Source organism: Neorhizobium sp. P12A (assembly GCF_008365395.1).
In the GTDB taxonomy this organism is placed as follows: Bacteria; Pseudomonadota; Alphaproteobacteria; order Rhizobiales; family Rhizobiaceae; genus Rhizobium.
The window spans coordinates 184,847-209,828 of record NZ_QOVX01000007.1 but is presented as its reverse complement, the minus strand read 5'-3'; the positions used below and the strand labels follow the sequence as shown (position 1 = coordinate 209,828).

Here is a 24,982-nt window from a genome sequence, read left to right as displayed (position 1 = left end):
TCAGGCCTCCCTTCGGCTGATCAGGACGCGCGCCGCAAGTACGATGATCAGGATCGCGCCGTTGGCTGCCACCTGCCAGTCGGGCGGAATATGCATGAAAGTAAGAAGCGAGGAGGCGGCAAGCGCCAGCGTCAAGGCGCCAAGGACGGCGCCGATCGGCGAGACGCGCCCGCCCATGAATTCCCCGCCGCCGAGGATGACGCCGGCGATCGCCAGCAACGTGTAGCCATTGCCGATGTTGGCGTCGCCCGATGAGGTGATGCCGATCAGGGTCATGCCGGAAAGAACGCCGAAGACGCCGGCGAGCGCAAACAAGGTGACCTTGGTACGCAGTAACGACCAGCCAGCGCGGCTGAGCGCTGCGGGATTGCCGCCGGATCCGCGCAAGATGACCCCGTAAGAGGTCTGCATCAGCCCGAAATGCACGACAGCCGCGATCACCACGGCTGCGACAATCGGAAAGGGTACGAAAGGTGGCTTGAAGGAGGTGATTGCCTGGAGCCATTCCGGCGCCTTGCCGCCGGGCTTGGGCAGCACCAGGATCGCCAGACCCTGCCAGACGAAACTCATGCCAAGGGTAACGACAATGGAGGGAAGATTGCGCAGGTGGATGAGCGCGCCCAGAAGCGCATAGACCCCGATCGAGCCAAGCAGGACGACCACGCCAAGCAGCGGCGCGTCGCGCAGCCACGTCGCCGTGACGCAGCCGACGAAACCGACGAATGTTCCGATCGACAGATCAAGTTCGTTACCGGCAATGACGAACATCTGCGCAATCGTTGCCAACGCGATCGGAATGGCGAGGTTGAGCATCAGGCTGAAGCCGAAATAGGAGATCGCCCGCGGATTGAGCCAGGCGATGGCAATCAACACCAGCGCCAGCGACAGTGCCGGTAACAGCGCGCGCAGGGCCCGGGCGCGCCCGGCAGACCCGCGGGCCGTCTTGAAAGTATTGTACGGAGAGACAACCGTCATATCAGCCCGCCTCCACGAAAGAGGATTGAATGATCCTCTCCTCGGTCAGTTCGTCCCTGCGCAAATCGGCGACGATGCGGCCGTTCTTGAAAACATAGACGTGATGGCAATTGTCGAGTTCCTCGGTCTCGGTCGTGTACCAGACGAAAGTCCTGCCCTTCTGCGCTTCCTGACGGATCAGATCGTAGACTTCGAGCTTGGTGCCGATATCGACGCCGCGCATCGGATCGTCCATGAGAATAATGTCCGCATCCGAACCCAGTGCGCGCGCAAAAAGCGCCTTCTGCTGATTGCCGCCGGAAAGCGACAGGATATTGTTGTTCAGGTCGGGCGTGCGGATGCCGATCTTCTTTTGCCAGAGCTGCGCAAGCTCTGCCTCCCGTTTTGGCGAGATCAACAAACCATTGCGCAGCCGCGACAGCGAACGGATGCCGATGTTCTCGGCGATCGACCACTGCGGGAAAATGCCGTCAGACTGCCGGTCGCCCGCAACAAGCGCAACCGGCGCGTTGACCTCGACGCCGGCCTTGCGGCGGCTGGCAGCCTTGTAGATCGAGAGAAGAAGATCGGTCTGCCCATGTCCGGCAAGGCCGGCAAGTCCGATGATCTCGCCCACATGGGCAAGAAGTTCGACCCCATCGCTTTGACGCGCTGGCCGGGCTTTGACACGAAGCGCACCGACGGGTCTGTCGTCGAGCCTGGTCTCGACGCCCGCCCTCTCGCGATGCTCCGCCCCGCCCATGGCCGCAACCAGCCGATCGCGGTCGAAGCTGTCGGCTGAATCAGCGGCAACGACCTTGCCGTCACGCATCACCACGATACGGTCGGCATTTTGCAGCACCTCGCCCAGAACATGCGAAATCAGAATGCAGCTGCCGCCGCTTTCCACGAAGCGTCGGACGAAGGAAAGCAGCTGGCCGGCCGTATGCGCATCCAGCGAAGAGGTCGGCTCATCCAGGATCACGAGGTTGAGCGGGCTGTCTGTCACCGTGAAGGCGCGGGCGACCTCCACCATCTGGCGCCGACCGATGGATAGATCGGACACGATGTCCGACGCATCAATGGTATGGTCAGGGAAAATCTCATCCAGTTTGGCAGCAACGAGAGCTGACGCCCTTCGGCGCCAACCGAAGCCACGCAGCGACGGATGATTGATTCGCGTGTTCTCGGCGACCGAAAGGTTCGGGCATAGAGAAAGCTCCTGAAATACGCAGCGGATGCCGAGCTTCTTGGCGCGGCTGACGGAATAGCTATCCTCGATGGCATCCCCGACCGTCATCTGGCCCCGGTCGAGCGGCAGAGTTCCGACAAGCATATGCATCAAGGTCGACTTGCCGGCCCCGTTGTGGCCGACAAGCCCGACGCATTCGCCACGCCCAACCGTGAAATCAACCCTATCCAACGCACGAACGGCGCCGAAATGCTTTTCGGCGTCGTTCAGCCTGATGAAGCTTTTGGGAGCGTCAGCCAGCACCGGCACATCCCAGGCAGTCATCATGAAGGGCAAAGATCAAAGCAGCTGCCATCACTTGATGTTCGCCTTGATCGCTGCGATGGCATCCTCCTGCGAGTATTCCTTACTGGCGACGCCGCCGACCGGAATATCAGGCAGATGCTGCTCAAAATCGTCCTGCGTATAGGCAAGATAGGGAACGAGCAGGTCGTGCGGAATGTCCTTGCGGCCGTCAAGAACCTGCTGGGCGACCCAGAAGGCAAGTGTCGAGACACCAGGGGCGATCGAAGCGGACCAGGTCTTGTATCCGTCCTTCGCCTTCTGCTCCTTCCAGTATTCAAGCTCATCCTGGCGATTGCCCATGATGATAGTCGGGCGCGGCTTGCCGCCGGCAGCAAAGGCCTGCGCAGCGCCATAACCGTCACCGCCCTGGGTGACGACGCCGACAACGTCAGGCAATGACGGCAGCACGGTTGCGACCGCCTTCTGTGCGGTCGTCTGATCCCAGTTGCCCGTCACGGAGTTGACGATCTTGAACTGCGGATTGGCCTTGACGCCTTCCAGTAGGCCCTTGTGGATGGAATCGTCGATCGACGTGCCGGCAAGGCCGCGGATCTCGAGCAGATTGCCACCGTCCGGATGTATCATCTTCATCTGTTCGATTTCCTGCTTGCCCATGTCCTCGAAGTCGACGACGACGCGGTAGGCGCAGGGTTCGTTGACGATACCGTCGAAGGAGACGACGACGATGCCGGCATCGCAAGCCTGCTTGATCGCGCCGTTCAGCGCATCGGGCGAAGCAGCGTTGATGACGATGGCGTCATAGCCCTGCAGAATGAGATTCTGGATCTGGGCTGCCTGTGTCGGCACTTCCTGGTCCGCCGTGGTAAAGACATCGGCAGCGCCGACGACCTTGTCGGCCACCGCCTTCTTGGTGACGATGTCGTAGCTTTTCAGCATCGCCTGACGCCACGAATTGCCGGCATAGTTATTGGAAAAGGCGATCTTCTTGCCGCTGGTGTCGGCAAGAGCCGTACCGGAAGCGAGCGTCGCAGCAAGGACGCCAAGAACGAATAGTTTACGCATTTCGATCCTCCCTAGAGTAATTGACCTCTTTCTGTCTCCCTTCGGCCACCGGCTCCTCTTCCGATGTCTCGCTATCCGCGATGCCAAAGGCACCCCCGTCACCGATCCTTGGATCGGCAACGCCTTGCAGCCGGCTTGCCGGCCTCAGAACAGTCTCAGCCCTGGCACACGCACCCTCAGTCGGTGCAGCGAGCTCGATGCGGTAATATACAGACTCATCAAGTCGTCGTCACCGAAGGCAAAATTCGCGCAGGGTTCCGGTGTCCGGATGATGCCAAGCGCGTTGCCCGACGGGTCGAAGACATGAATGCCGCCTGGACCACAGCAATAGAGATTCCCGCGGCTGTCGATCTTCATGCCATCGGGCGCACCCGGCTCCTCGCCCTTGGTTTCCGCCCAGACCGCCCCGCCCATCAGCTCGCCCTGCGGCGTAACGTTGAAAACGCGAATGTGCTGGCGTTCCGTGTCATTGACGAACAGTCTGGATTCATCGAGCGAAAAGCAAAGGCCGTTCGGCTGATCGAAATCCGAAGCCAGAAGCGTCAGACCGGCTCCATCCGGATCAACCCTGAAGACACCTCGAAAGGAAAGCTCGGGATCGCGTGGGATGCCATAATATTCCATCCGGCCAAAGGTCGGATCGGTGAAATAGATCGCCCCGCCCGTTGCGACCACAATATCGTTCGGGCTGTTCAATTCCTTGCCCTGATAGTGCGTCGCAAGCACTGTCGTCGAGCCATCGGGCTCAAGCCGGGTGACGCTGCTGGTCGCATGCTCGCAGGTGAGCAACCTGCCCTCGCGATCGAGCGTATTGCCATTCGCCTTGTTGCTCGGCCGCCGAAAATCCTCGATGACACCGGAAAGCTGGCGCACATACATGCGGTTTTCCGGCATGTCGCTGAAGACCAACCACTTCTCATAGGGGTGCCACACCGGCCCCTCGGTAAAGCCAAGGCCGCTTGCAAGCGTTTCCAGCGCGGCATCGCCCACAACATCGGCAAAGCCCGGATTGCGCGAACCGTTCGACATGTTCAGTTCGCCGGCTTTTCGGTCGTCTTGCCGCCCACATACCAGTCGGACGCCGCCACATCCTCGAATACGACCCATATCGCTTCCTTTGGCAGCTCGGCGACTTCGCTGACAGCCTCGGTAACGCGCCGCGCAATCTCGTTCTTGCGCTGCTGGGAATGACCTTTGAGAATCTGAATATTGACGAATGGCATGCAACACTCCTCCCCTCATGCTTTATTTTTTGTTGCTGCCAGATTAACCACGATCCCCAAGCCCACGATACGTTTCAAAACGCATCGCCGACTGTGTGTTTGCACACTCGTAAAGGTGGCTCACCGTTCCCTCGGCAGCACATCGACCCGATCGAGCCAGTCCTCGAGATTTTGCTGCTCGCGCCGGAGGGCGTCGACATTGATCAGGCCGCGAGCCAGTGCGAGATAGATTGCCCGCGTCCGCGAATTGAATATGGGCAGGTTGTTGTCAGCCGGTTCTTCCAGCGCAGCCACGCCAAGCTTCTCATAGAGATGACGGATGCGGGCCTGAGCGCCTCTCGTCGAAAGCCCCCTGCGCGCCGCAATCGCCTTGTCCGTCAGTCCGAGCGCCAAGTCTATGAGGCTCTCATACTCGCTGTCGGTGATGCCTTCCAATCGGTCCTGAACACGGTGCTGGATGCCGCGCACTTCACGATCAATGATGCAATGCCCCTCAGCAAAGACGCCGCGCAACGCCGACCGCATCCCCTCCTCCGATGCCGACTTCAGCACATATCCATAGACAGTGCCCGGCGGCACGATGCGCGCTACGCCTCGCACATAGGACTCATCGGCGAAATTCGACCAGAACAGGATGTTCGTGTCTGCGCGACTTGCCCAGATCGAGCGTGCGACCTCGATACCGGTCGCCTTCGGCAGCTGAAGATCGAGCACCACATAGGGCGGCTTGCGCTGCTGCGCCATGTCGATGGCGACATCGCCGCTGCTTGCCTCTATGACCTCGACATTGCCAGGCCACAGATGTTCGATCGTGGTCCGCGCAAAGGTGCGATGCAGACTGTCGTCCTCGGCAACCATCACTAACATCTAAAGGCTCTCCATCGCTGCGAACGGTGCTTCCGATGCTGGCGATACTGCTGCCCCCCAGCTCCGCGTGATCTCGATTGCCACCCGCGTGCCACCTTTGCGGCCGACGCGACCGATCCTCAGCCGTGCGCCGATCAGCGCAGCGCGGGTATGCATGTGGCTGATGCCACCGGCGGCTTCGGGGTCGATATTGTCGCATCCGATACCATCATCCGTGACGACCACCCGCAGGATTGTCGGTGTTGCGTCGATCCGCACCTCTATGCATCGCGGGGCACCGTGCCGGACCGCATTGTTGATCGCCTCCTGGGCAATTCGGTAGATCGAAGTCAATATGCGCTCGGGAAGCGCGTCGGCAGCGCCATCGCTGGAATCATGCATTCGTACGGCGATCGAGGGCGTCGCGCGACTGACGCTTCGGTTCAGATGCGCCTCGATGGCATCGCGCAGACCGAACAGTTCGAGCACGCTCGGACGCATGTCGTCGACGATGTGACGCAACTCCGTCAGGCAATTGACCACCTCGCGTTCCAGTTCCGCAAGCTGTGCCGACCCGGCAACGCCCTGCCGATGGAGAGCCGAGACCTGGCGTACAACACGGGCGAGATCCGCCAATGTCTGGTCATGGAGATCCATGGCAATGCGCCGTCGCTCGCGTTCCATACCTTCGGTCAGACGGGCAGCGCCCACCCGCAGAAGCTCTTCGCGATTGCGTGCATCGCTCTCCGCGAGCATCGCCCGCCGAGCCTCCTCGCTTTGGATCAGGGCGAAGATATAGGGCGCGATGAACTCGGCACAGTGCTGCGCAATTTCAAGATGGGAATCATCATAGTAAGCCGGCTCGTGCAGGCTGATGTTCAGGGCACCGATGATATTGGCGCGCGCCCTGAGCGGCACGACGATGCGACTGCGCAGGTTGGCGGCAAAAATCGGACCGTCGAGCGCGCCCGGAAAATGAAAGCGTGGATCGGCCAAGGCATCCTGCGTCATCAGGTAGGGCACCTCGCCGCGCAACACGGCGCGCACGGGACTGAGATCGACCGGCAGAGGACGCTGGGCAAGCTCGCTCCAACTTGTACGGCAACCTGTTTCGTAGCAGATGTGCGTGCGTCCTTCGTCCAGGATCACCGCAATATCCATGTGTTCATGCGGCAGAAGCGTCCTGATCTCCACGGCGACCTCACCCAGCGCAGCACCGGGATCGGTATGGCCGGCAAAGGCACGCGATATCGAGAGCAGCCTGTCCATCAGCTGCGCCGCCGTATATGTCATGGCTCGAAGTCCTCCCTCTTCTCCCATTCGACCATGATGCAGCAACTGATACCGGTCGCGCTACCTTTCCTTTGATCTAAATCGATGGATGGGCCCATTGTCATCGTCCGACCGGGAATGCAACGATCTCCAACGTGGTCGCTATCGGACGATCAGTCGAATACCCGTTCAGCTTCCGCCCATCGGGGTGATTTAGACCAGTGCCATTTCATGAGGCTGCCATCGGAGAACGCGGCATTAATAACTTTTGAAGTTTAGCTTATACTGATATTATCGCGCTGCAATCACGACAATATGGGGCTCAATATGCGGCGCGGCCTGATATGTGGTGTCCTTTTTGCTGGGGTCGCGGTCTGCGCTCTGGCAGGTTTTGTTGCTGCCAACGAAGACGATATCGTTACAGGCGACCGGCTCGCTGCAATGTTGAGCGCCGGAAGAGCCGTCATTTCGAGCCATCAAACACTGATCAACGACGAAACCCTCGGGAACAAGAACCTGACCGGGCAGCGTGTCGTCGACGAGGCGCTGGCGATATTTGCGCAACGCAAGGGCGATTCCGTAACCGATCAGAATTTCGACCCGCTGGACAAACAATTGTTCGATGCCCAGGTCGCCTCGATCAAGGAGGTCGTCGACGAGCACCAGGGGTTGATCAATACAAAGGGCCTCGGCTTCAAGGGGTTCATTCCTTCAACCTTCGCCCGCCTGGTCAACGAGCGGTTCGAGGAAAAGGTCGGCGATATTGCAAAGGTAAAGCTGACGGCCCCGGAGGAACTGATCCGCAACCGCAAGGCCCGTCCCGACAATTGGGAACAGCATGTCATCGAGAGCAAGTTTCTCTCTCCCGATTGGCCAAAGGGCAAATCCTTCACGGAGCAGGTGGAGGTCAATGGCCGCCCATCGTTTCGCATGCTCATCCCCGAATATTATTCCGCATCCTGCCTGACATGCCATGGCAAGCCCAAGGGCGAGGTCGATGTGACGGGCTATCCCAAAGAGGGAAAAGCCGAAGGCGATCTGGGCGGTGCGGTCAGCATCACGCTGTTCAAATGAGTGCGCTCGCGACCATTCCGACGCGGATCGGACATCTCACAAATCGAAAGATACCGCTCCGGCTGATCTGTCTTTCCGCCGGTCTTCTCGGCGCTCTGCTGCTGACCATCGCCTTTATGGCGCACGACCTGCGTGAAAATCAACGGCGTGTGGAGGAAGCCAACGCACGCTTTCACATGTTCGACGATGCGGCAAAGGCACACCGGCATTTCGGCGAGTTGCGCTATTGGCTGACGGACCTCTCGGTCAGTCTCCTCACACTCTCCGAGCGGAGAGCGGAAGCGGCTCGCAAAGCACTGGAAGGGGATCTGACCCATGTCAGGCTGTTCGCACCGGCCGAAGCGGACACCATCCTCGAGGGCGCGAACGCCTATTACGACAAGGCGATGGAAGCGGTCGATGCCTATACCAACGACAATAGAGTTGTCGGCAACACGCGCCTGGCCGCCGCCAGAACCCACAGCGATGAAGTCGATGCCGTCCTCATGTCCCTCGAACAACGGCTTGAGAACGAGGCCGATCTGGCACGGGACGCAGCCGATGCGACAGCGCGCAACACCTACATCCGCGCCCTGATTGCCGTTGGTGTGACGACGATCGCCTGCATTGTCATGACCTGGCTGGTGCTTCGCTCGATCCTCGTCCCGCTCGGCCGCGTCGACAGGGCAATGACGCAATTGACGAAGGGCCAGGAAGACGTCGAGCTGCCGCCTGAGGGCGCCGACGAATTCGGGAAACTTTCCACGACGCTGCGGCTGCTACGCGACAGCCAGACAAGGCGACGCGAACTTGAGGCCATAGCAGAGCGTCAGCGCAATACTGTCATGACAGCAATGGAAACCATCCCCGATGGTTTCGCCTTGTTCGATCCAGATGATCGGCTGGTCATGGTCAACCAGCGTTATCTGGAATTGTTTCCGGAAACGGCAGAGTTCATGACGCCCGGAAGACCCTTTGAAGACATCGTTCGTGCACAGGTCGAACGCGGTACGGCCAAAGTGGGAAGTGCGGGGGTCGAGAGCTGGGTGGCTGACGCCATACACCGCCACCATGAGCCTCAGGGCATGATCGAACGGCAATTCTCCAATGGGAGCTGGGTGCGCATAGCCAAACGCAAAACGCCGGAGGGCGGTACCGTGGCCGTCTATACCGATATAACGGATCTGAAACGCCGTCAGACCGAACTCGAGACAGCCCGTCGAGGAGCAGAAGTCGCCAGCCAGGAAAAGAGCCGTTTCCTCGCCTCGATGAGCCACGAACTGCGCACGCCGTTGAACGCGATCATCGGATACAGCGAAATCCTCATGGAGGATGCAAACGAGCTTGGACAGACCGATTTCGTTGCTGACCTCAACAAGATCATGGGATCGGGCCGCCATCTTCTCTCGCTGATCAATGACGTGCTTGATCTTTCCAAGATCGAGGCCGGCAAGATGGAGCTCTATGTCGAACGTCTCAGCCTGCGGCAACTGCTGATCGAGGTCCAAAGCACCATTGCTCCCCTGATCGCCAAGAGACGCAATCGACTGGTGGTGACTGCCTCGGTCGAACCGGACGAGATTGAAACCGACAAGACCAAGCTGCGGCAGAACCTCTTCAACCTGCTGTCGAACGCCGCAAAGTTCACGGAAGACGGCGAGATCAGGCTTGCGGTGAGACGCTACGGTGACGAAGGCGGAGACTGGTTGGAGTTCGCCGTCAGCGACAGCGGTATCGGCATGACCAAAGAGCAGCAGCAGAAGCTATTCCAGGCCTTCGTCCAGGTCGATTCATCCACCACCCGCAACTACGGCGGAACCGGGCTCGGCCTGACGATCACACAGCATTTCATCACGATGATGGGAGGTACGATTACGGTCGAAAGCGAGTTCGGCAAGGGTTCGACTTTCCGGTTCGTAATTCCGGCCGTCAGCAAGACCGAGGTCGTTCCCGAAGCGCCGCCACGGAACGATGGGGCGGAAATTCCATGCTCTCGTGCCGTTGTCATGGTGATCGATGACGAGGCGCAGGCTCGCAAACTGGTCTCCGAGGCGGTTCGCAGCGCCGGATTTGACGTCGTTGAGGCTGCCAGCGGAGAAGAAGGCTTGGCGAAGGCCCGAAAGTTGCGTCCGGACGCGATCGTCCTCGATGTGATCATGCCGGGGCAAGACGGCTGGTCCGTGCTGCGCGAGATCAAGTCCGACAACACGATCTGTGATATTCCCGTCATCCTGGCGACCGTCGTGGCGGATCGCGAAATGGGACTGGCCTTCGGCGCCGTCGATCACCTGATCAAACCGATCGACCCGAAGCAGTTGATCGACACGTTGAACGCGGTTGCCGGTGAAGACCGGCATGACGTGCTCGTCGTCGATGACGATCCGCCGACCCGCGAACTTTTCCGCAGGCTGCTGATAAGGGAAGGCTGGCGAGTGCGGGAGGCCGTCGATGGCTGCCGCGGTCTCGAACAGCTGGAAGCCGGCCGGCCGACGATCATCGTTCTTGATCTGATGATGCCGAATGTCGACGGCTTCGCCTTTCTCAAAGCGGTCAAGAGCAGACCGGACCTGATCGATATCCCCATCGTGGTCGTGACCTCGAAGGATCTGACGCGAGACGAGCTGGATTGGCTTCACACTCATTCAAATGAAATCGTCAGGAAGGGCACGAAGGGCCGCGCCGATCTGATCGCCGCCGTGAAGCGGCATGTTCCATTGCGCGAAGAGGCATAGGGAGGGACAGAATGGTCAAGATTCTTCTCGTCGAGGACAATGAGATGAACCGCGACATGCTCTCCCGCCGGCTGGAAAAACGGGGATATGAGGTGGTAAGCGCGACGGATGGGCTGGCGGGCGTCGAGGCCGCAGTCACTGCCAAGCCGGATCTCGTCCTGATGGATATGAGCCTTCCCGTGATCGACGGATGGGAAGCAACGAAGCGGATCAAGGAGAACCCTGCCACGTCAGCCATACCCGTGATAGCCCTCACCGCGCACGCCATGTCCGGCGACCGCGAAAAGGCGATGGAAGCAGGCTGCGACGACTATGACACCAAGCCGATCGAATTGCCGGGGCTGCTCGACAAGATCGCTCGACTGACCGGGGGATGACGAACTTGGCTCAATCTCCGGATGTCGATCGCCGCATCTATATCGCCAGGCTCGCTCAGAACATCGTCGATCCGGCACAGGTGATCCTTGGCTATCAAGAGCTGATTACCGAGGAGGTGAGGGAACTTGGCCCCAGCGATGCCTTGCCGGATCTTGAGAGAATATTGAGCGCCGCGCGGCAATTGAACCTGTTGATTGGCAAGCTTTTTGACGTCGAGGCACCGCAGGCTGGGAACGTCCCTGCATTTGATGCCGTGTTGCGGCATGATCTCAAGACCCCCGTGACCGCCATCCTCGGCTATTCCGAAATGGTGATCGAGGATTTCGCGGATGCACTGCCCGTCCATGTGCTCAGCGATCTGTCCAAGGTGGTCTATGAGACACGCAAGCTTCTTGCCCAGATCGACGAGACGCCCGATAGCTCGATCCTCAAAGAGGGGCAGGCGCCTTCCGTCGAGTTCGATGGCATGATTGCCGCAAATCTCGTAAGAACGATGGCGGATCGTTCCCCGATCGCGGCAGAGCGGGCGGGCCGCATCCTCATCGTCGATGACACGCTTTCCAATCGCGACCTTCTGTGCCGCCGCCTTGGTCGCGAGGGACATGTCGTCGTCGCGGCGGCTTCCGGCGAAGAAGCGCTGAGGATCATCTGCGAGCAGGATTTCGACCTCGTGCTGGCCGATATACTTATGCCCGATCTCAACGGCATCGAGCTTCTGGCGCGGCTTAAATCCGACAGGCGTTTTCGGGATATCTCCGTCGTCATGGTCTCCGGGCTTAAGGACGATGCCGCCGTTACCCGCTGCATCGAGGCCGGAGCGGATGACTATCTGCGAAAGCCGATCGATCCCGTCCTGCTGCGCGCCCGCATCGCCGCCTGCCTCGAACGCCGGCGCTGGCGTGAACGCGAAAAGCAATATCTTGCGCAGATAGAATTCGAGAAACAGCGTGCCGACGCGCTGCTGCAAGCTGTGCTTCCCAAACAGGTGGTCAGCCGGCTTGCGGGAGGAGAGGACGTCATCGCCGATCGGATCGACGTTGTAACCATCATCTTCGCCGACATCGTCAACTTCACGGAATTCGCAGCGCGAACGTCGCCCGCTGATCTTGTTCAGAGATTGGGAGATCTTTTCAACCGCTTCGACGAGCTTGCCGACCAATTCGGCGTCGAGAAAATCAAGACCATTGGAGATGCCTACATGGCGGCTGCGGGATTGCCGAACCCACGGCCGGATCATGCCGCCGTCGGCGTCGCATTCGCCCGGGCATTGATCGCTGAAACGTCTGTCTGCACCGATCACAAACCGCCGCTCATGCTGCGCATCGGCATCCATAGCGGACCGGTCGTTGCGGGCCTGATCGGCAGAAAGCGATTCATCTATGACGTGTGGGGCCATACGGTCAACGTCGCCAGTCGCATGGAGTCCTACGGCATGCCGGGGCGAATTCAGATATCCGAAACAACCTTTGACGCCCTTGGCGACAGGCAGTTGGCGGCCCATCGCGAGGTCATGGATATTCGTGGTATCGGCAAATACACGACCTACCTGCTGTAATGGGCGGCCGTCTCGGGCAGGACCTCAATTATAAATCACGATGCTCGGCGTCCGAGGACATCTCGGGTTCATAATGCGCCGTCATGTAGACAACGGTGATGATGATCGCCCCGAGAAACAGCAGGCTGGTATAGACCGTGCCGAAGCCGAGGCCTCCATATTCCGACGGCTGCGAGAGATAGTCTCCGAGCGATGCGCCAAGCGGCCTTGTGAAAATGTAGGCAAGCCAGAATGCCAGGATGCCGTTCATGCTGAAACTGAAATAGGCAATCGCGATCAGAGCGATAACGCTGGCAAAGATCAGCCCTGTCGTTATGTAGCCGAAATCGAATTTCTCCGAGATCAGATCGCCGACCGCCGTCCCCAGAGCGAAGGTGAAGAGGATCGCTAGCCAGTAGAAGGCCTCGCGCCGCGTCGTGAAGATCGAGTGGATCGACAGCGTTCTCTCATAGCTCCACCATATGAAGAAAGTGAGTGCGAGCAGTATGCTGAAGCCGATCGTCGAGGCCTCGAGCGGTACGCCCAGATTGTCCGACAGATTGTCGGTCAGGAGCGTTCCGACAACGCTGATCAGAACCACGGCGATCCAGTAGGACCAGGGAACATATTGCTGCCGGATGAACTGATTGATGAGCGCGGCGATGAGAACGACCGTCATGATCGCCGATGTCATGGTCAGTCCGAGCCCCAAATTGACCGCCAGGTAGTCGGCGGCGGTCTCTCCCATCGTCACGGCAAGGAGCTTGATCAGCCAGAAGTCAACGGTCACGCGTGGGACGCGATTGATCAAGCCGGCAGTGCTGAAGGATGGATCCGATTTCATTTCGATCACCATGGCAGGACCGAGCCTCACTTGGCCATGAGCTTCATGGCATCCTGCAGGAAGCCATCGGCGCGTTTGTCGTCATCGGCGTTGCAACGTTCGACAGCCTTCGTTTCCAGTGCGTCCACCTTCGATTTGACGTCGGGCGCGAGCGTGGCTGACGCCTTGGTCGCACGCATTTCCTTCAACACGTCTTCGCAGGGCCGTACGGATGCGGCATTCGCCGCCAGAGGGAGCACCGTCATAGCGAGGATCGCGGCGCGGACATAGTGGGAGGGCTTGAATGAATACATCGGGTGATCTCCGATTTGCGGCCGTTGCGCGGCCTGGTTGATCATGGTCCGCACCGGATGTGCGCTCTGACGAGGCCGGTTGTAGCCGGCTGGCCATACCGACCCTTTGCCCGGAAAATACGATTTCGTAAGAAACGAGGTTCTCTGCGCGCCGGGCTTACGGATTTGTAAGGCGCCGTTCAGGTTGCAGACACCTTTGTGGAGCATGTGTAGGCCTGATTTTGCCACGCACCCGGAGCCGCGACAGGGGCATGAAAATTCTCGTCGTCGAAGACGATAAAAAAACAGCCGAATATATTTCCCGCGGACTGAACGAAGCCGGCCACATCTGTGACGCCATATCAGATGGCACGGATGCGCTGTTCCAGGTGACTCGGGAGCAATATGACGTGCTCGTCGTCGATCGCATGATCCCGGGGCTCGACGGCCTGTCATTGATCAAGGCGGCCAGAGCAGCGAAAATAAAGACCCCGGCAATGTTCCTGACGTCGGTGAGCGGCGTCGACGATCGGGTCGAAGGCCTGGAGGCCGGCGGCGACGACTATCTTACGAAGCCGTTTGCGTTTTCCGAATTGCTCGCGCGCCTGAATGCTTTGGCGCGCCGTCCGCCGGTCCTCGATCAGAAGACTGTCTTGAAGGTCGCAGATCTCGAGCTCGATCTCGTCAAGCGACAGGTCTGTCGACAGGGCGTTGCCATCGAACTACAGCCACGCGAATTCACGCTGCTGGAAGTGCTCATGCGTGGCGAAGGTCGGGTCCTGACCCGCACGATGCTGCTGGAACGGGTCTGGGACTTCCACTTCGATCCGAAGACAAGCGTGGTGGAGACCCATATCAGCCGCCTGCGGGCGAAAATCGACAGGCCGTTCGAGGTGCCGCTGCTCCATACGGTCAGAAATACCGGATACTGCATCCATGCACCGCGCTAGGCTGCTGCGAAGCACGCCACTCAGGCTCGCAGTCTCCTTCGGCCTGTTTTTCATCGTTGCCTTTTTCATCACGGGTCTCGTCGCCTACGGGCTGATGAGGCGAGAGCTCGCGCGGTCGCTCGACGTCTCGATCATGGACACCTACTCGATCGTCCAGTCCACCTATTCGTCGAACGATCTTGAGGATCTCGTCGCAGCCGTCGATACCTACTCGGCGCTGAAGCGCTCCGAGGATCAGGTGTTCCTGCTTCTGGATGGGAATGGAAAGAAGCTTGCCGGCAATGTCCCTGCCATCAGTGTCACGCCGGGAATATCCACCCTCCCCTCTACCGCTTTCGGGCTAGAAGGAAACGATCCGATCCGGATCATGGCAGGGGGCGTCGGCGACAACAGGCTGATTGTCGGCCAGAGCTATAAGGAAACCGACCGTATCGAGCGCATAGCCTTGATGAGCTTCGCCTGGGCGTCGGTCATCATCGTCGCGACCGTCATCGTCGGAGGCGCCGTGCTCGCGCGCCGCACCCAGCATCGGCTCCGGTCGATCGAGCAGACGATGATCGAAGTATCGGCCGGCAATCTTTCGCGTCGCATTCCGACCCGCGGCAATGGAGACGACATCGACGTCGTCTCAAGTCATATGAACGACGCGCTCGTCCGCCTCTCGGGTCTCGTGGAAGGAATGAGGCAGGTCAGCACCGACATCGCTCACGATCTGAAGACGCCGCTGAATCGGCTGCGCCTGACGATCGAGCAGGCGATTTCGCGACAGGAGCGGGCCGAGGATGTCGAAGACCTTCTGCTCGACGCGAGGGACGAAAGCGACCGCATCAACGGCACGTTCGAAGCGCTCCTCCGGATTTCGCAAATCGAGGCCGGTGCGAGAAAGACGCGGTTCAAGGCGGTCGACCTCTGGGACGTCATGGTGTCGGTCTGCGAGATCTATGCGGATGTGGCAGAAGACAGCCTGCAGAGCCTAAAACTGGAGCCGCAACCCTCGGATCCCTGTATGATCAACGGAGATCACGAACTTCTCATCCAGCTCTTCGTCAACCTGGTGGAGAACGCCATCACGCATTGTCCGCCACAGACTGTCATTGCGATGTCGTTGCGTCCCACGGAGATCGGCTTTCGCGCTGCGGTCGACGATAACGGCCCGGGAATTCCCGCCGGAGAGCGCAACCTTGTCTTCAGGCGGCTCTACCGACTGGACAAAAGCAGGACTACCCCCGGAAGCGGTCTGGGCCTCAGCCTCGTCAAGGCGATAGCGGACCTCCATTCGGCAACCATCACCTTGGAGGACAACAAGCCGGGTCTGAAGGCGTGCCTGGATTTTCGAAAGCTCTAGCGGAGCGCAGGATGGCTTCCTCAACGAGGCTGGGAGCCGGACGTCATCTCGGCCGGCCTCCCCTGGACGCGTCAGGCTTCCGCCTTCTCAGGGAGCCGAGGACTTCTTGATCGGATGGACTTTCGACGCGAGCGCAATTCCGGACTTCTGAACGGTGTACTTGACGGCGACACGTTCACCGACCTTGAATGACTGGACCTCGATATGCTCGGGCAGATTGATTGTAGTTCCGGTCGACAACGTGATCTGGTCCGCCTTGGCGTCGATGTTAGTGATCGTACCGGTTTCGTCACGAGCAAGCGCCGCTCCCGCACTCAGTACGGCGACGGAGGCGACGGCGATCATAAGCGACTTCCTGGACATTGCTCACTCCTATTGCTGATTGAGTCTGCTTGCCCTTGTGGGCAGCCGGCGATGCCGCCAGCCCCCTCAATCTAGTCGCCGATCTTGCACGCAACTTTGCCGGAACCTTACAAATCCGAAATGAAGGCAGAGCGACGGGAACAGGCGTGCGCCTCGCCTTCGCTTCAACCGGACAGTTGACATCCACGCGACAACAGGTCCGCGGGTGCATGCGAGACCGCCACGACAAAATAGAGTTCGATCTGGCGTCCGCCTGCCTGGCGATGGACAGTCTCGACGGGCGACAGTGTCTGGAAGCATTTCCTGTACTTCAGAAAACGCTCCTCCTCATTTGCGGACACGACGAGCAAGCCGATCTTTTCCAGCATCGCCGGATCCGTATGTTCGAAGAAATAGCGTTGTCGGTCGACAATCTGCCGGACAGGAACCTCGTCCTTGGCCTGAAAGGCAAGTTCTCCTGTCAGCCCATAGTCGGTCGTCGCGATCCATTCGGCCCCGGTCCGCTGGCGAATCTCGTCAAGGCTCGAATAGAGGCCTCGCCAGCCGAGAACATTGTCGGCGGGCGATCGCAGGGGCATCTCGCGGCCTAGCGGCGTAGCGAAAATCGCGAGGATCAGAGAGGACAGACCGATGCCAACAGGCGTTGCCCAACGACCAAGACGCAACATGCGGGCCGAGCCAAACTCGGACGAGGTCGCCACGGCCGCGAAGATGGCAAGCGCCGGATAAAGAGGCGCCATCCAGTTTGGATGGACCCGATCGTGACTGGACTGCACGAGCATGTAGAGGAAAAGGGGGGCGTTGAGCAGGATCAGAAACGTTAGCGGGCTTTGCACAGCATATTGCCGCCGCCGGAAGTAGGTCCAAACAGCAACCGAGGCAAGGACGGCGAGAACCGGGTTGATCAAACCAAACTGTCCGCCAAGAAACTCTGCCAAATGCGAGTTTCCCGCTCCCGCTTCTCCAATTCGACCGAACTGCTTTTGAAACGATATCCAGTTATGCGCCTGGTTCCACAAAAGTACCGGAAGGAAAGTGACAAATGCCACAATCCCCCCGACGATGACCCACGGGTCCAATCTCCATCGACGAGCAGCCGGATCAAGGGCCAACCAGGCCACGATCCCCAGACCGAGAAAGAGATTGGTATATTTGGAAACGCAGCCTGCGCCGGCAAGAAGGCCGACGATCACCCATATCCACGGGCGGTCTCGCTGTCGCAGATGTGCCAGAGCGAGGACCGTAAGCGCCCAGAACATTGTCGACGGCGCGTCCGGCGTTGCAAAGATATGTTCCAACCCAATCAGGAACATCGCGTTGACCCACATCGCCGCTCTCGCGGCGATGTGTCTGTCGTCGAAAAGCTCGCGCGCAGTCAGATAGGTCGCTGCCGAGGTAACCGCGATGGAAAGGACCGGCAGGAGCCGTATGGCAAAGACGCTGTTGCCGGCGATAGTTGTCGACAGCCAGATCCACCACGCGATCATCGGCGGGTGATCGTAATAGCCGGCCGAAGGAACCTTGGACCAGAGCCAGTAATAGGCCTCGTCGGGCACCAGGCTGATATGTGAGATTGCCAGCAATCGAAACAAGGTCAGCGCGGTAACCGCAACTGCAACCGAGACGCCTCCGTAGGTCCTTAACACGGAACGCGCTGCGTTACCGAGCATGTCGCCACGTGATCATCGAATTGGTGATGTAGTTCCACGCCGAGCCGATGATCGCGCCGGCAAGCCCCGCGACCCACCAGCGGGACCGATTGCCGTAGAATAACGAGGAAACGCCGACGCCCGCGAAGATGCCGACACTGCAAAGCAGCGAAAAGAGCACGAGTCCGCTGACGAACCGCCAGCCCCGGCGGCGCCGATCCCTGTAGGTCAGTGCGTTGTTGAGCGTATAGTTCGATACCATCGCAACCAACATCGCGCCAAGCTGGGCGACCGAGAAAGTTGCACCCTGCAAAAGCAGCAGGCGCAGAACCGCAAGGTGCAGGACAACCCCGCTCGATCCGACCAGGCCGAAGAGCACCATGCGTGCCGAAATCAGGTCCCCGGACCATTTCGAGATCAGCAGGCCGAGATAATCCATCACGACCGAAGCATCCATCTTGCTCTCGCCGTGCATTCTTGGACGGAAGATGTAGGGAATTTCCGCGATCCTCAATGGAGAAGGCGAGGATGCAATGAGATCCAGAAGGATCTTGAAACCCTGATTTGAGAGTTTGGGCGCAGCTTGTTCGACGACAGAGCGCCGGGCCATGAAGAAACCGCTCATCGGATCGGTGGTCTTGACATTGAGCAGCCGCTGGGCCGCTCGGATCGCAACGCGACTCCCAGCCTGGCGAATGGCCGTCAGCGCGCCGTCGGACGACTGTTCTTCTCCATATCTGGTCGCAACGACGAGATCGCTCTCGCCCTGGCGAATGATTTCGAGCATGCCCGCAAGCTGCGTTTCGTCATGCTGAAGGTCGGCGTCCATCACCGCGACGATTGGCGCAGAACTCGACAAGATCCCTTCGACGCAAGCGCCGGCGAGACCACGCCGGTTGACGCGCCGAATGCCGCGGATACGCCGGTCTTGCGTCGAAAGATCACGGACGACATCGAGGGTTCTGTCTGCAGAATCGTCGTCGACGAATATCACCTCCCAGGCGATCCCCCGCAGGGCGGTTCGCAGCCGTTCGATCATCGGGACGACGTTGTCGCGCTCGTTGAACGTCGGAATGATGATCGAAAGCTCAGGACCGGGTGAGAGCCCCTCGATGACTGTCAGTTTCTCCGCTCTCTGGGCGAGCGAAGCGGAATTTCGTGAACTCATTTGCGTCCCAAGTTTACTTAATAAGGAAGGGCGAGTTTGCTCGACGAGTTCGTGAAAGATTTACGCCAATGGAATTGGCTCAGCGCCCGCTAGACGGATAAACGTCCGCCGATTGCTTCCGATCTTTCAACGAATCCTGTCGCGTTCTGGCTCGCCATGACGCCTGGGCGACTATCGATTCTTTTACCTTTCATGAAACCCTGACAGGATGCTGAACGCGCGACGAAGCTCACATTTGCTGTGGATGGCCATTATTCACTGTCGGGAGTGCCACAATCGCCGTCACTGGGGGAGCATGTCCGGAGATCGTAACCGACGCGGTAATAAAAGCTCCCAATTTCCCGGCCTCTTTTTTCCACGATCTGTTTACGGATGTCGGTCAACCGTGAAAACCGGCTAGCCAGATCGGGCCGCTCCAACTCTCCCTTGCCCAAAGATACCATGAGTGCTGTCTTTCCGCTTGAAAAACTCGGAGGGAACCAGATGTCATACATCAGACTGCCGGTTCCGATTGCGCCTCGACCGATAGAATTGGTAGATGGGATTCCATCGGGCCGGACGTAAAAGGCCATCTCGCTCGCCACAAAATATTGATCCATACCGATCAGCACGACCGGCTTGTCGCTTTGGCTTTCGACTGCCTGCTCAAGGCCCGCGACGGCGCCGCCAAACTCGCTCCAGGCGACTGGCAAGGTGCGGATGTTGTGCCGGTAGCCGACGCCGGGAAAGCCCAGCGCAATATAATGGAAAATAATCGCCAATACGGCGACCGTGATCCCGATTGTCGGAGGTCCCGCCGCTCTCAGCAGACCAACGATCCGTGTCTCCTTCTCCCTCTGGTACACGAACGCTGCGGCCACGCCCGGCAGGATGGAAAGCCACAGAGGACCCGTCCAGTTCGGCTTGGTTTCATGAAACAGGCTGAAGCCGACGAACACGCAAAGCGGTACGAGCGTGAAGACGAGGGAAAACAGACGCTTGCTATCGCGCGGATAGGCCCGGGAGAAAGCGGCGATGCCGTCGGAAGTTAGCACAACGAACGCAGCCAAGAGCCCCGTGGGCGTCAGCAGGACCGCAGCGTACCCTAGAAGCTCCAGCAGCGAGAAATGGCGCACCTCTTCCAGACGATGCGAGCTTTGGAACGCAAAGGACATCCAGTCGTGGGTGGCATTCCAATAAATCACCGGAGAAAACAGCACGAGTGCGATGACCGCGGCAGCATAGGGATCAGGACGAAGCAGCCATCGCCTTGATCTGGCGTCCAGCAGAATGAAGAGCAAGGCCGCCGGTCCAAGGAGCGCGATCGTGTATTTCGACAGCAGTCCAAGTCCGAAGCAGACGCCTGCCGCAGGCCATGCCCAACGCCTGTTTCCGATCAGCGCACGCTCCAGAAAATAGAGCGTTCCGGCCCATGCCGCCGTCAGCGGAGCGTCCGGCATCATCAGGAAACCGGAAAGAAAATAGACCGGCATCGCGGCGATCAGCACGCCGCAAACGAGCGCAGCCTGCCTTCCGAAGAGGTTGCGTGTGAGAAGGGAGGCGAAACACGCGGTGACAAGCCAGCCGAGGAAGGCGCCGATCCGGACACCGAATTCGTTGACGCCGAAGAGCCACGTTCCCGCCCAGATCAGCCAGGCCACCATTGGCGGATGGTCGAGATACCCGATGTCGAGGTGCTGCGAATAATTCCAGTAATAAGCCTCTTCCGGCAGCAGGTCGATCAGGCCGAGGTAAAGGAGCCTGAGCACGAACAGGGTCAAGATCGTCGCAACGGCGATCGGAGCCAATCGCCCCGTGCCAAAGGACCGCCTCAGGAGCAGATGAGCTTGACCGAAATAGCTGATAGTTGCCCCGGCGAGGACCGCAGGGCCGATCGCAACCCGCGGCGAAAGCCCGAGCGCGGATAGCTCCACTCCGAGCATGCCTCCTCGGATTGCGAGCGCAATCACTTGCACAAGAACGAAACCGGACCACATCATATGACGCGGCATCGTGGACGCGGTAGCGTTAGCGACCGACAGCAGGGTTCCGCCAAAGCACGCAGCGCTAAAAACCGCCGAGGCCGCAAAGCCGAAGAATTGGGCGGTCAACGGATCGACATTCTGGCCCCGCAACGCCGCAAAGACCAGAAGGTCAAGCGAGGCGGCAATCAGACTGACCGCCAACAGCCTCGGCAATGAATGCGTCGAATGCAGGCCGGCATCCTCGTCAATACGGGCATCACTTAGCAAATACTGATCCAATTTTCTCGTTATCGCGAGGCGTACTATCGGGTGACGCAATACTAGGGTACGGCAGCGTCACGTCACCCGACCATCAGGACGAGATCGAGCGTTTTGCCCCCACCCAATCGCCTACCCGATGAGAACCTCGACTGTCTATTCCTTCGGCTTTGGCCGAAATCAGCGAACAACGGCATAGGCCGGGAGGTCCGCTTGTGCTTGCGTCTTATCGCGGGATTCCATGTCTTCCCACGTCTGATCCATTGCATATGCCGCAGAAACGACCGGTATGCCAATATGACCATAGTAGAACGACAGCTGGCCCTCGGCCTGCCGCTCGTCCATTCCGGCAATCTTGCGCATGTACAGCGCAGAAACGAGACCGCTTCGGTCAGCGCCTGCTTGGCAATGAATAAGGATCGGCTTGGGGGCAGCTTCCATCATCGCGACAAGTTGGTCGATTTTCTGTGCCGAGACGACCTTGGAGGCAAACAACCCGAAGTCCATATGCTTGACGCCCAGGCCGCCAGCCATCGCCACTTCGTCATCGTACCACGGGGTGCCCGGATGGGCTCCCCTAAGATTGATCACGGTCTTGATCCCATGAGCGCGCACATATGCAGCAAGCTCATCAGCCGTCGGCTGCGCGGAGCGATAGAGTTGACCATCGATGACCGGATGAAAGTTGCCGCTGAGCTGCAGATATCCGGCATATGCGCCGCAGCCAGCGCCGACGGACCCGATGACAGCCGCCACAGCAATCGAAAACCGACGAAAACGAAACCGTGTCATGCCTTTTCCGAGATTCCCTGATGATGTCAGCATCACTTGCCCGATAAGGCTGACAGGCACCTGAAAGCTGGCGGCACACGGGGTCGTCCGAGGAGATTTTTGCGCGAAAATGGTGCGTTTATGCACGCCGCGCTTGCGGTGGCCGCGCCAGCAGCGCCTCCAGCCGGCGGACCACCGAGTCGAGATTGAAAGGCTTTACCAGATAGTCCGATGCACCCAGCCGCTCGCCCTCAAGGCGGTCGGACAACTGATCGAAAGCCGAAAGGACAAGCGTAGGGCACCTCGGCAACCCTTGACGCAGAATGTCGAAGCCGTCGCCATCCGGGAGCCGCCGATCAAGGCAAACGAGATCGAACGTCGACCGCTTCAAGATATCAACGGCCGCCTTGAACCCGGTTGCCCATGTGACGTCCCAGCCTGAAGAGACCAGATGCTCCCTCAAGGCGTCGCCAAACAGAACGTTGTCTTCCACGAGCAGTATTCGCAACTCAATTCTCCGTTGATGCGAACACCAATGCTCCTATTTGCTGACAACCATCTGAAGCACGCCGATCGCCCCCGGCGGCAGGATGCTAGTCCTTGGGACGGGGAAAGCCGACCTGGACCAGAAAGCCGCCTTCGGCGCGATTTTGCAGCCGCAGGGACAATCCTTGCCTGACGCATATGGCGTGGACGATCGCAAGCCCGAGACCCGTCCCCTCGCCGCCCGACGAGCCACGAAAGAAGCGCTCGGTCAATCGGGGCAATTCCTCGGCCGCGACGCCAGGACCGTTGTCGGCAACGATGAGCAACGGAGATGGGCCTCCTGTGACCGTCACGTCCACGGCGCCACCATTCGGCGTGTAGCGAACAGCATTGTCGACAAGGGTCTCGCACAATGTTTGCAAGTCGTCGAGATCGACACGCACTCGGGCGTTCTCGGCGAGGCCCGAGAAGCCCAGGTCGACCTGCTTCTCTTCGGCAGATACCAGAAGTCCGGACACCACGTCTTTCACGACTTCGGAAAGGTCCAGCCACGCCGGTGTCGAGGCGGGATTCTGCCCTTCGTATCGGCTGATCTTCAAGAGCTTGTCGGTCAGTGCCGATACCCGTCGCGCGCCTGCGCGAAGATCTGTCAAGCGCTCTTCGAGATCGGCGCCGCGGTGCTGGGAAAGATTGCCGATCTGCAGGGTTAGCGCCGACAACGGCGTCCGCAGCTCGTGTGCCGCATCCGACAGAAACATTTGCTGGCGGCGCAAGGCGACCCCGAGGCGTGAGATGAGCTCGTTCATGGAACGCACGAACGGCCAGACCTCTCGTGGCATTGTGCTGAGATCGAGCGGCTCGACATCGGTGGTCGCCTTGCGCGAAATCTCGTCGCCGAGGCGTTCGAGGCTCCGGAAGATCCGACCTGCTACCAAGGCCACCAGCAACCAAGAAAGAGGTATCGCGACAAGAAACGGAACTATCGCTCTTGCGGCAGCGTCTGCCGCAAGTTCCCGACGGACAACGACCTGCTGGGCGACCTGTACCGTCCGACCGGGTGTCACCAGGGAGAACACGCGCCATTGCCCGTTTCGATCGGAGAATTCGGAAAACCCCGTAGTTGGCTGATCGGGAATGACGACCGATGGATCTGAGGTCTTTGCAGGGCGTCCATCGGCGTAGGTCACCTCGATGACGTAGTCGTCCTCGCTGTCATGCGGCGGCAGCGCCGCCTCGCCTGGCGCAATGAAGGTGAGATCACCGACATAACGGGCGATCTGGCGTTGCTGCAGGTCGAGGAAATCTCCGCTCTCTCGCATCGTCGACAGATAGGACGTGGCACCGACCACGACCGCGATCCCGGTAAAGAGGATCGCCAGCGAACTGGCGGTAGCGGTTCTGAGCGAGATCATGTCTTTGGAATCATCCAGCCGGCCCCGCGCACATTGCGGATGACCTGCTTGTCGAAGCGACGCCGGATATAAAAGATCAGGACCTCCACAGCGTTGCTTTCGACTTCCTCTCCCCAGCCATAGATTTTCTCTTCGAGCTGGGACCGGGACAGGATGATGCCAGGACGCTCGAGAAGAGCCCGCATCAACGCGAATTCGCGATGCGGAAGAACCTCCGTGACCCCGCCGTACGAAAGCTCATGGGACGCCAGATCGAGAGCGATGTTCGACGTTCCGATCTTGGAGGTCGCGTGACCGGAATGGCGCCGGATCACCGCCCGCAGTCGCGCGATGATCTCCGAGGGTTCGAAGGGTTTCAACACGAAATCGTCGGCGCCGAGATCCAGGCCATTCAGGCGCGTATCGAGATCGTCCCGAGCCGTGATGATCACCACAGGCACGCTGGCGCCTCGAGACCGAGCCTCCCGAAGCAACGTCAGTCCGTCGGGAGCGGGCAGAGACAGATCCAGCAGGACCGCGGCATAGCTGTCGCTCTTCATCGCCTCTTCGGCAAGTTTGCCATCGGCAATCCAGTCCACCGACATGCCGACGTCGGAGAGCGCCCGCTGCAGCCCGAGCGCCAGCATCCTGTCATCTTCCACCACGAGAATTCTCATCTGCACCAAGCTCCCGCTCGTCCGTTATCAAGCATCTCGCATCGAAAATTTAGCGCGGAATTAGGAAGACGGTAAAAACTCTAAGTCTCACCTAAGAATACCGCGCCATTGTGCGACCTGTAAGCTGTTGTCCAAACCGCTTTCGACCGCAACGGATGAACTCTTTGGCCCTGCTGTCCACCAGCGCATGACGCGCTATAGGAGACAAGGCGCAAGGTTCACCACCCGTGGGACCAGCGAGGAGTTCGCGCGTCGCGCTGCCCCCATGAAACTCGACAGAGCGTCGGCCAAC

The 24,982-nt window shown here is 59.5% G+C and carries 23 protein-coding genes; 6 read left to right on the top strand and 17 right to left on the bottom strand.

All coding sequences use genetic code 11. The annotated features are described in order from the left end of the window. The 7 genes from DTW90_RS20895 to DTW90_RS20865 form a co-directional block, all read right to left on the bottom strand. Positions 1-975, bottom strand: a complete 975-nt coding sequence (locus DTW90_RS20895) for an ABC transporter permease (protein WP_132523502.1) — start codon at positions 973-975, stop codon at positions 1-3. A gap of 1 nt (position 976) precedes the next feature. Next, positions 977-2,473 carry a sugar ABC transporter ATP-binding protein gene (locus DTW90_RS20890; protein WP_246664993.1) on the bottom strand — a complete coding sequence of 499 codons (1,497 nt, stop codon included), beginning with the start codon at positions 2,471-2,473 and terminating at the stop codon, positions 977-979. 27 nt (positions 2,474-2,500) lie between these two features. Further along, positions 2,501-3,514 carry a substrate-binding domain-containing protein gene (locus DTW90_RS20885; RefSeq protein WP_149340645.1) on the bottom strand — a complete coding sequence of 338 codons (1,014 nt, stop codon included), beginning with the start codon at positions 3,512-3,514 and terminating at the stop codon, positions 2,501-2,503. A gap of 144 nt (positions 3,515-3,658) precedes the next feature. Further along, positions 3,659-4,543: an SMP-30/gluconolactonase/LRE family protein gene (locus tag DTW90_RS20880; RefSeq protein ID WP_246664992.1), complete on the bottom strand. Its 885-nt coding sequence runs from the start codon at positions 4,541-4,543 to the stop codon at positions 3,659-3,661. 2 nt (positions 4,544-4,545) lie between these two features. Next, the gene (locus tag DTW90_RS20875) at positions 4,546-4,737 is read right to left on the bottom strand and encodes a 4-oxalocrotonate tautomerase family protein (RefSeq protein ID WP_132523504.1); all 192 of its coding nucleotides are present in this window, start codon (positions 4,735-4,737) and stop codon (positions 4,546-4,548) included. 120 nt (positions 4,738-4,857) lie between these two features. Then, positions 4,858-5,604 (bottom strand): response regulator transcription factor, encoded by a 747-nt coding sequence (locus DTW90_RS20870; RefSeq protein ID WP_149340643.1) that lies wholly within the window; start codon positions 5,602-5,604, stop codon positions 4,858-4,860. Beyond that, positions 5,605-6,876, bottom strand: a complete 1,272-nt coding sequence (locus DTW90_RS20865) for a histidine kinase (protein ID WP_149340641.1) — start codon at positions 6,874-6,876, stop codon at positions 5,605-5,607. A 306-nt stretch (positions 6,877-7,182) separates the two neighbouring features. On the opposite strand from DTW90_RS20865, the gene DTW90_RS20860 reads away from it, so the two are divergent. Genes DTW90_RS20860 through DTW90_RS20845 form a run of 4 tightly spaced genes read left to right on the top strand, consistent with a single transcriptional unit; the run spans position 7,183 to position 12,573 of the window. Next, on the top strand, positions 7,183-7,929 hold the full coding sequence (locus DTW90_RS20860; RefSeq protein WP_149340640.1) for a DUF3365 domain-containing protein: 747 nt from the start codon (positions 7,183-7,185) through the stop codon (positions 7,927-7,929). After that, positions 7,926-10,640 carry a response regulator gene (locus DTW90_RS20855; protein WP_132523508.1) on the top strand — a complete coding sequence of 905 codons (2,715 nt, stop codon included), beginning with the start codon at positions 7,926-7,928 and terminating at the stop codon, positions 10,638-10,640. The genes DTW90_RS20860 and DTW90_RS20855 overlap by 4 nt, the downstream gene beginning before the upstream one ends. An 11-nt stretch (positions 10,641-10,651) precedes the next feature. Next, positions 10,652-11,017 (top strand): response regulator, encoded by a 366-nt coding sequence (locus DTW90_RS20850; protein ID WP_132523509.1) that lies wholly within the window; start codon positions 10,652-10,654, stop codon positions 11,015-11,017. 5 nt (positions 11,018-11,022) lie between these two features. Further along, positions 11,023-12,573, top strand: a complete 1,551-nt coding sequence (locus DTW90_RS20845) for an adenylate/guanylate cyclase domain-containing protein (RefSeq protein ID WP_245512701.1) — start codon at positions 11,023-11,025, stop codon at positions 12,571-12,573. A 28-nt stretch (positions 12,574-12,601) separates the two neighbouring features. Here the strand turns inward: DTW90_RS20845 and DTW90_RS20840 are convergent, their stop codons facing one another. Together DTW90_RS20840 and DTW90_RS20835 are read right to left on the bottom strand one after the other, a co-directional pair. Continuing rightward, a complete protein-coding gene (locus DTW90_RS20840) occupies positions 12,602-13,396 on the bottom strand; it encodes a hypothetical protein (protein ID WP_149340636.1) in 795 nt (264 codons plus the stop codon). A 26-nt stretch (positions 13,397-13,422) separates the two neighbouring features. Continuing rightward, the gene (locus DTW90_RS20835; RefSeq protein ID WP_165927844.1) at positions 13,423-13,641 is read right to left on the bottom strand and encodes a hypothetical protein; all 219 of its coding nucleotides are present in this window, start codon (positions 13,639-13,641) and stop codon (positions 13,423-13,425) included. A 299-nt stretch (positions 13,642-13,940) separates the two neighbouring features. Here DTW90_RS20835 and DTW90_RS20830 point away from each other — a divergent pair, with 299 nt between their 5' ends. After that, the gene (locus DTW90_RS20830; protein ID WP_132523513.1) at positions 13,941-14,618 is read left to right on the top strand and encodes a winged helix-turn-helix domain-containing protein; all 678 of its coding nucleotides are present in this window, start codon (positions 13,941-13,943) and stop codon (positions 14,616-14,618) included. Further along, the gene (locus tag DTW90_RS20825) at positions 14,605-15,963 is read left to right on the top strand and encodes a HAMP domain-containing sensor histidine kinase (protein ID WP_149340632.1); all 1,359 of its coding nucleotides are present in this window, start codon (positions 14,605-14,607) and stop codon (positions 15,961-15,963) included. Before DTW90_RS20830 ends, DTW90_RS20825 begins: the two co-directional genes overlap by 14 nt. Positions 15,964-16,050: 87 nt before the next feature. On the opposite strand, the gene DTW90_RS20820 is transcribed toward DTW90_RS20825, so the two are convergent. The 8 genes from DTW90_RS20820 to DTW90_RS20785 form a co-directional block, all read right to left on the bottom strand. Further along, positions 16,051-16,326 (bottom strand): DUF1344 domain-containing protein, encoded by a 276-nt coding sequence (locus tag DTW90_RS20820; RefSeq protein ID WP_132523515.1) that lies wholly within the window; start codon positions 16,324-16,326, stop codon positions 16,051-16,053. Between the two features lie 164 nt (positions 16,327-16,490). Continuing rightward, the gene (locus tag DTW90_RS20815) at positions 16,491-17,972 is read right to left on the bottom strand and encodes a glycosyltransferase family 39 protein (RefSeq protein ID WP_188080000.1); all 1,482 of its coding nucleotides are present in this window, start codon (positions 17,970-17,972) and stop codon (positions 16,491-16,493) included. A 13-nt stretch (positions 17,973-17,985) separates the two neighbouring features. Further along, entirely contained in the window at positions 17,986-19,143 is a 1,158-nt protein-coding gene (locus DTW90_RS20810; RefSeq protein ID WP_149340629.1) for a glycosyltransferase family 2 protein, read from the bottom strand. A gap of 251 nt (positions 19,144-19,394) precedes the next feature. Next, entirely contained in the window at positions 19,395-21,374 is a 1,980-nt protein-coding gene (locus tag DTW90_RS20805) for a glycosyltransferase family 39 protein (RefSeq protein WP_149340627.1), read from the bottom strand. 171 nt (positions 21,375-21,545) lie between these two features. Then, complete coding sequence (locus DTW90_RS20800; RefSeq protein WP_132523519.1) at positions 21,546-22,157, bottom strand: dual specificity protein phosphatase family protein; 612 nt, start codon at positions 22,155-22,157, stop codon at positions 21,546-21,548. Between the two features lie 118 nt (positions 22,158-22,275). After that, entirely contained in the window at positions 22,276-22,644 is a 369-nt protein-coding gene (locus tag DTW90_RS20795) for a response regulator (protein ID WP_165927832.1), read from the bottom strand. A gap of 85 nt (positions 22,645-22,729) precedes the next feature. After that, positions 22,730-24,034: an ATP-binding protein gene (locus tag DTW90_RS20790; RefSeq protein ID WP_149340625.1), complete on the bottom strand. Its 1,305-nt coding sequence runs from the start codon at positions 24,032-24,034 to the stop codon at positions 22,730-22,732. Further along, positions 24,031-24,690, bottom strand: a complete 660-nt coding sequence (locus DTW90_RS20785; protein ID WP_149340623.1) for a response regulator transcription factor — start codon at positions 24,688-24,690, stop codon at positions 24,031-24,033. Before DTW90_RS20785 ends, DTW90_RS20790 begins: the two co-directional genes overlap by 4 nt. Positions 24,691-24,982: the final 292 nt, after the last annotated feature.

Bases quoted from the DNA above. Each gene is read 5' to 3' on its own strand.
- DTW90_RS20895 (WP_132523502.1), bottom strand. From the start codon at position 975: ATGACGGTTGTCTCTCCGTACAATACTTTCAAGACGGCCCGCGGGTCT.
- DTW90_RS20890 (WP_246664993.1), bottom strand. From the start codon at position 2,473: ATGATGACTGCCTGGGATGTGCCGGTGCTGGCTGACGCTCCCAAAAGC.
- DTW90_RS20885 (WP_149340645.1), bottom strand. From the start codon at position 3,514: ATGCGTAAACTATTCGTTCTTGGCGTCCTTGCTGCGACGCTCGCTTCC.
- DTW90_RS20880 (WP_246664992.1), bottom strand. From the start codon at position 4,543: ATGTCGAACGGTTCGCGCAATCCGGGCTTTGCCGATGTTGTGGGCGAT.
- DTW90_RS20875 (WP_132523504.1), bottom strand. From the start codon at position 4,737: ATGCCATTCGTCAATATTCAGATTCTCAAAGGTCATTCCCAGCAGCGC.
- DTW90_RS20870 (WP_149340643.1), bottom strand. From the start codon at position 5,604: ATGTTAGTGATGGTTGCCGAGGACGACAGTCTGCATCGCACCTTTGCG.
- DTW90_RS20865 (WP_149340641.1), bottom strand. From the start codon at position 6,876: ATGACATATACGGCGGCGCAGCTGATGGACAGGCTGCTCTCGATATCG.
- DTW90_RS20860 (WP_149340640.1), top strand. From the start codon at position 7,183: ATGCGGCGCGGCCTGATATGTGGTGTCCTTTTTGCTGGGGTCGCGGTC.
- DTW90_RS20855 (WP_132523508.1), top strand. From the start codon at position 7,926: ATGAGTGCGCTCGCGACCATTCCGACGCGGATCGGACATCTCACAAAT.
- DTW90_RS20850 (WP_132523509.1), top strand. From the start codon at position 10,652: ATGGTCAAGATTCTTCTCGTCGAGGACAATGAGATGAACCGCGACATG.
- DTW90_RS20840 (WP_149340636.1), bottom strand. From the start codon at position 13,396: ATGAAATCGGATCCATCCTTCAGCACTGCCGGCTTGATCAATCGCGTC.
- DTW90_RS20835 (WP_165927844.1), bottom strand. From the start codon at position 13,641: ATGACGGTGCTCCCTCTGGCGGCGAATGCCGCATCCGTACGGCCCTGC.
- DTW90_RS20830 (WP_132523513.1), top strand. From the start codon at position 13,941: ATGAAAATTCTCGTCGTCGAAGACGATAAAAAAACAGCCGAATATATT.
- DTW90_RS20825 (WP_149340632.1), top strand. From the start codon at position 14,605: ATGCACCGCGCTAGGCTGCTGCGAAGCACGCCACTCAGGCTCGCAGTC.
- DTW90_RS20820 (WP_132523515.1), bottom strand. From the start codon at position 16,326: ATGTCCAGGAAGTCGCTTATGATCGCCGTCGCCTCCGTCGCCGTACTG.
- DTW90_RS20810 (WP_149340629.1), bottom strand. From the start codon at position 19,143: ATGAGTTCACGAAATTCCGCTTCGCTCGCCCAGAGAGCGGAGAAACTG.
- DTW90_RS20800 (WP_132523519.1), bottom strand. From the start codon at position 22,157: ATGACACGGTTTCGTTTTCGTCGGTTTTCGATTGCTGTGGCGGCTGTC.
- DTW90_RS20790 (WP_149340625.1), bottom strand. From the start codon at position 24,034: ATGATCTCGCTCAGAACCGCTACCGCCAGTTCGCTGGCGATCCTCTTT.
- DTW90_RS20785 (WP_149340623.1), bottom strand. From the start codon at position 24,690: ATGAGAATTCTCGTGGTGGAAGATGACAGGATGCTGGCGCTCGGGCTG.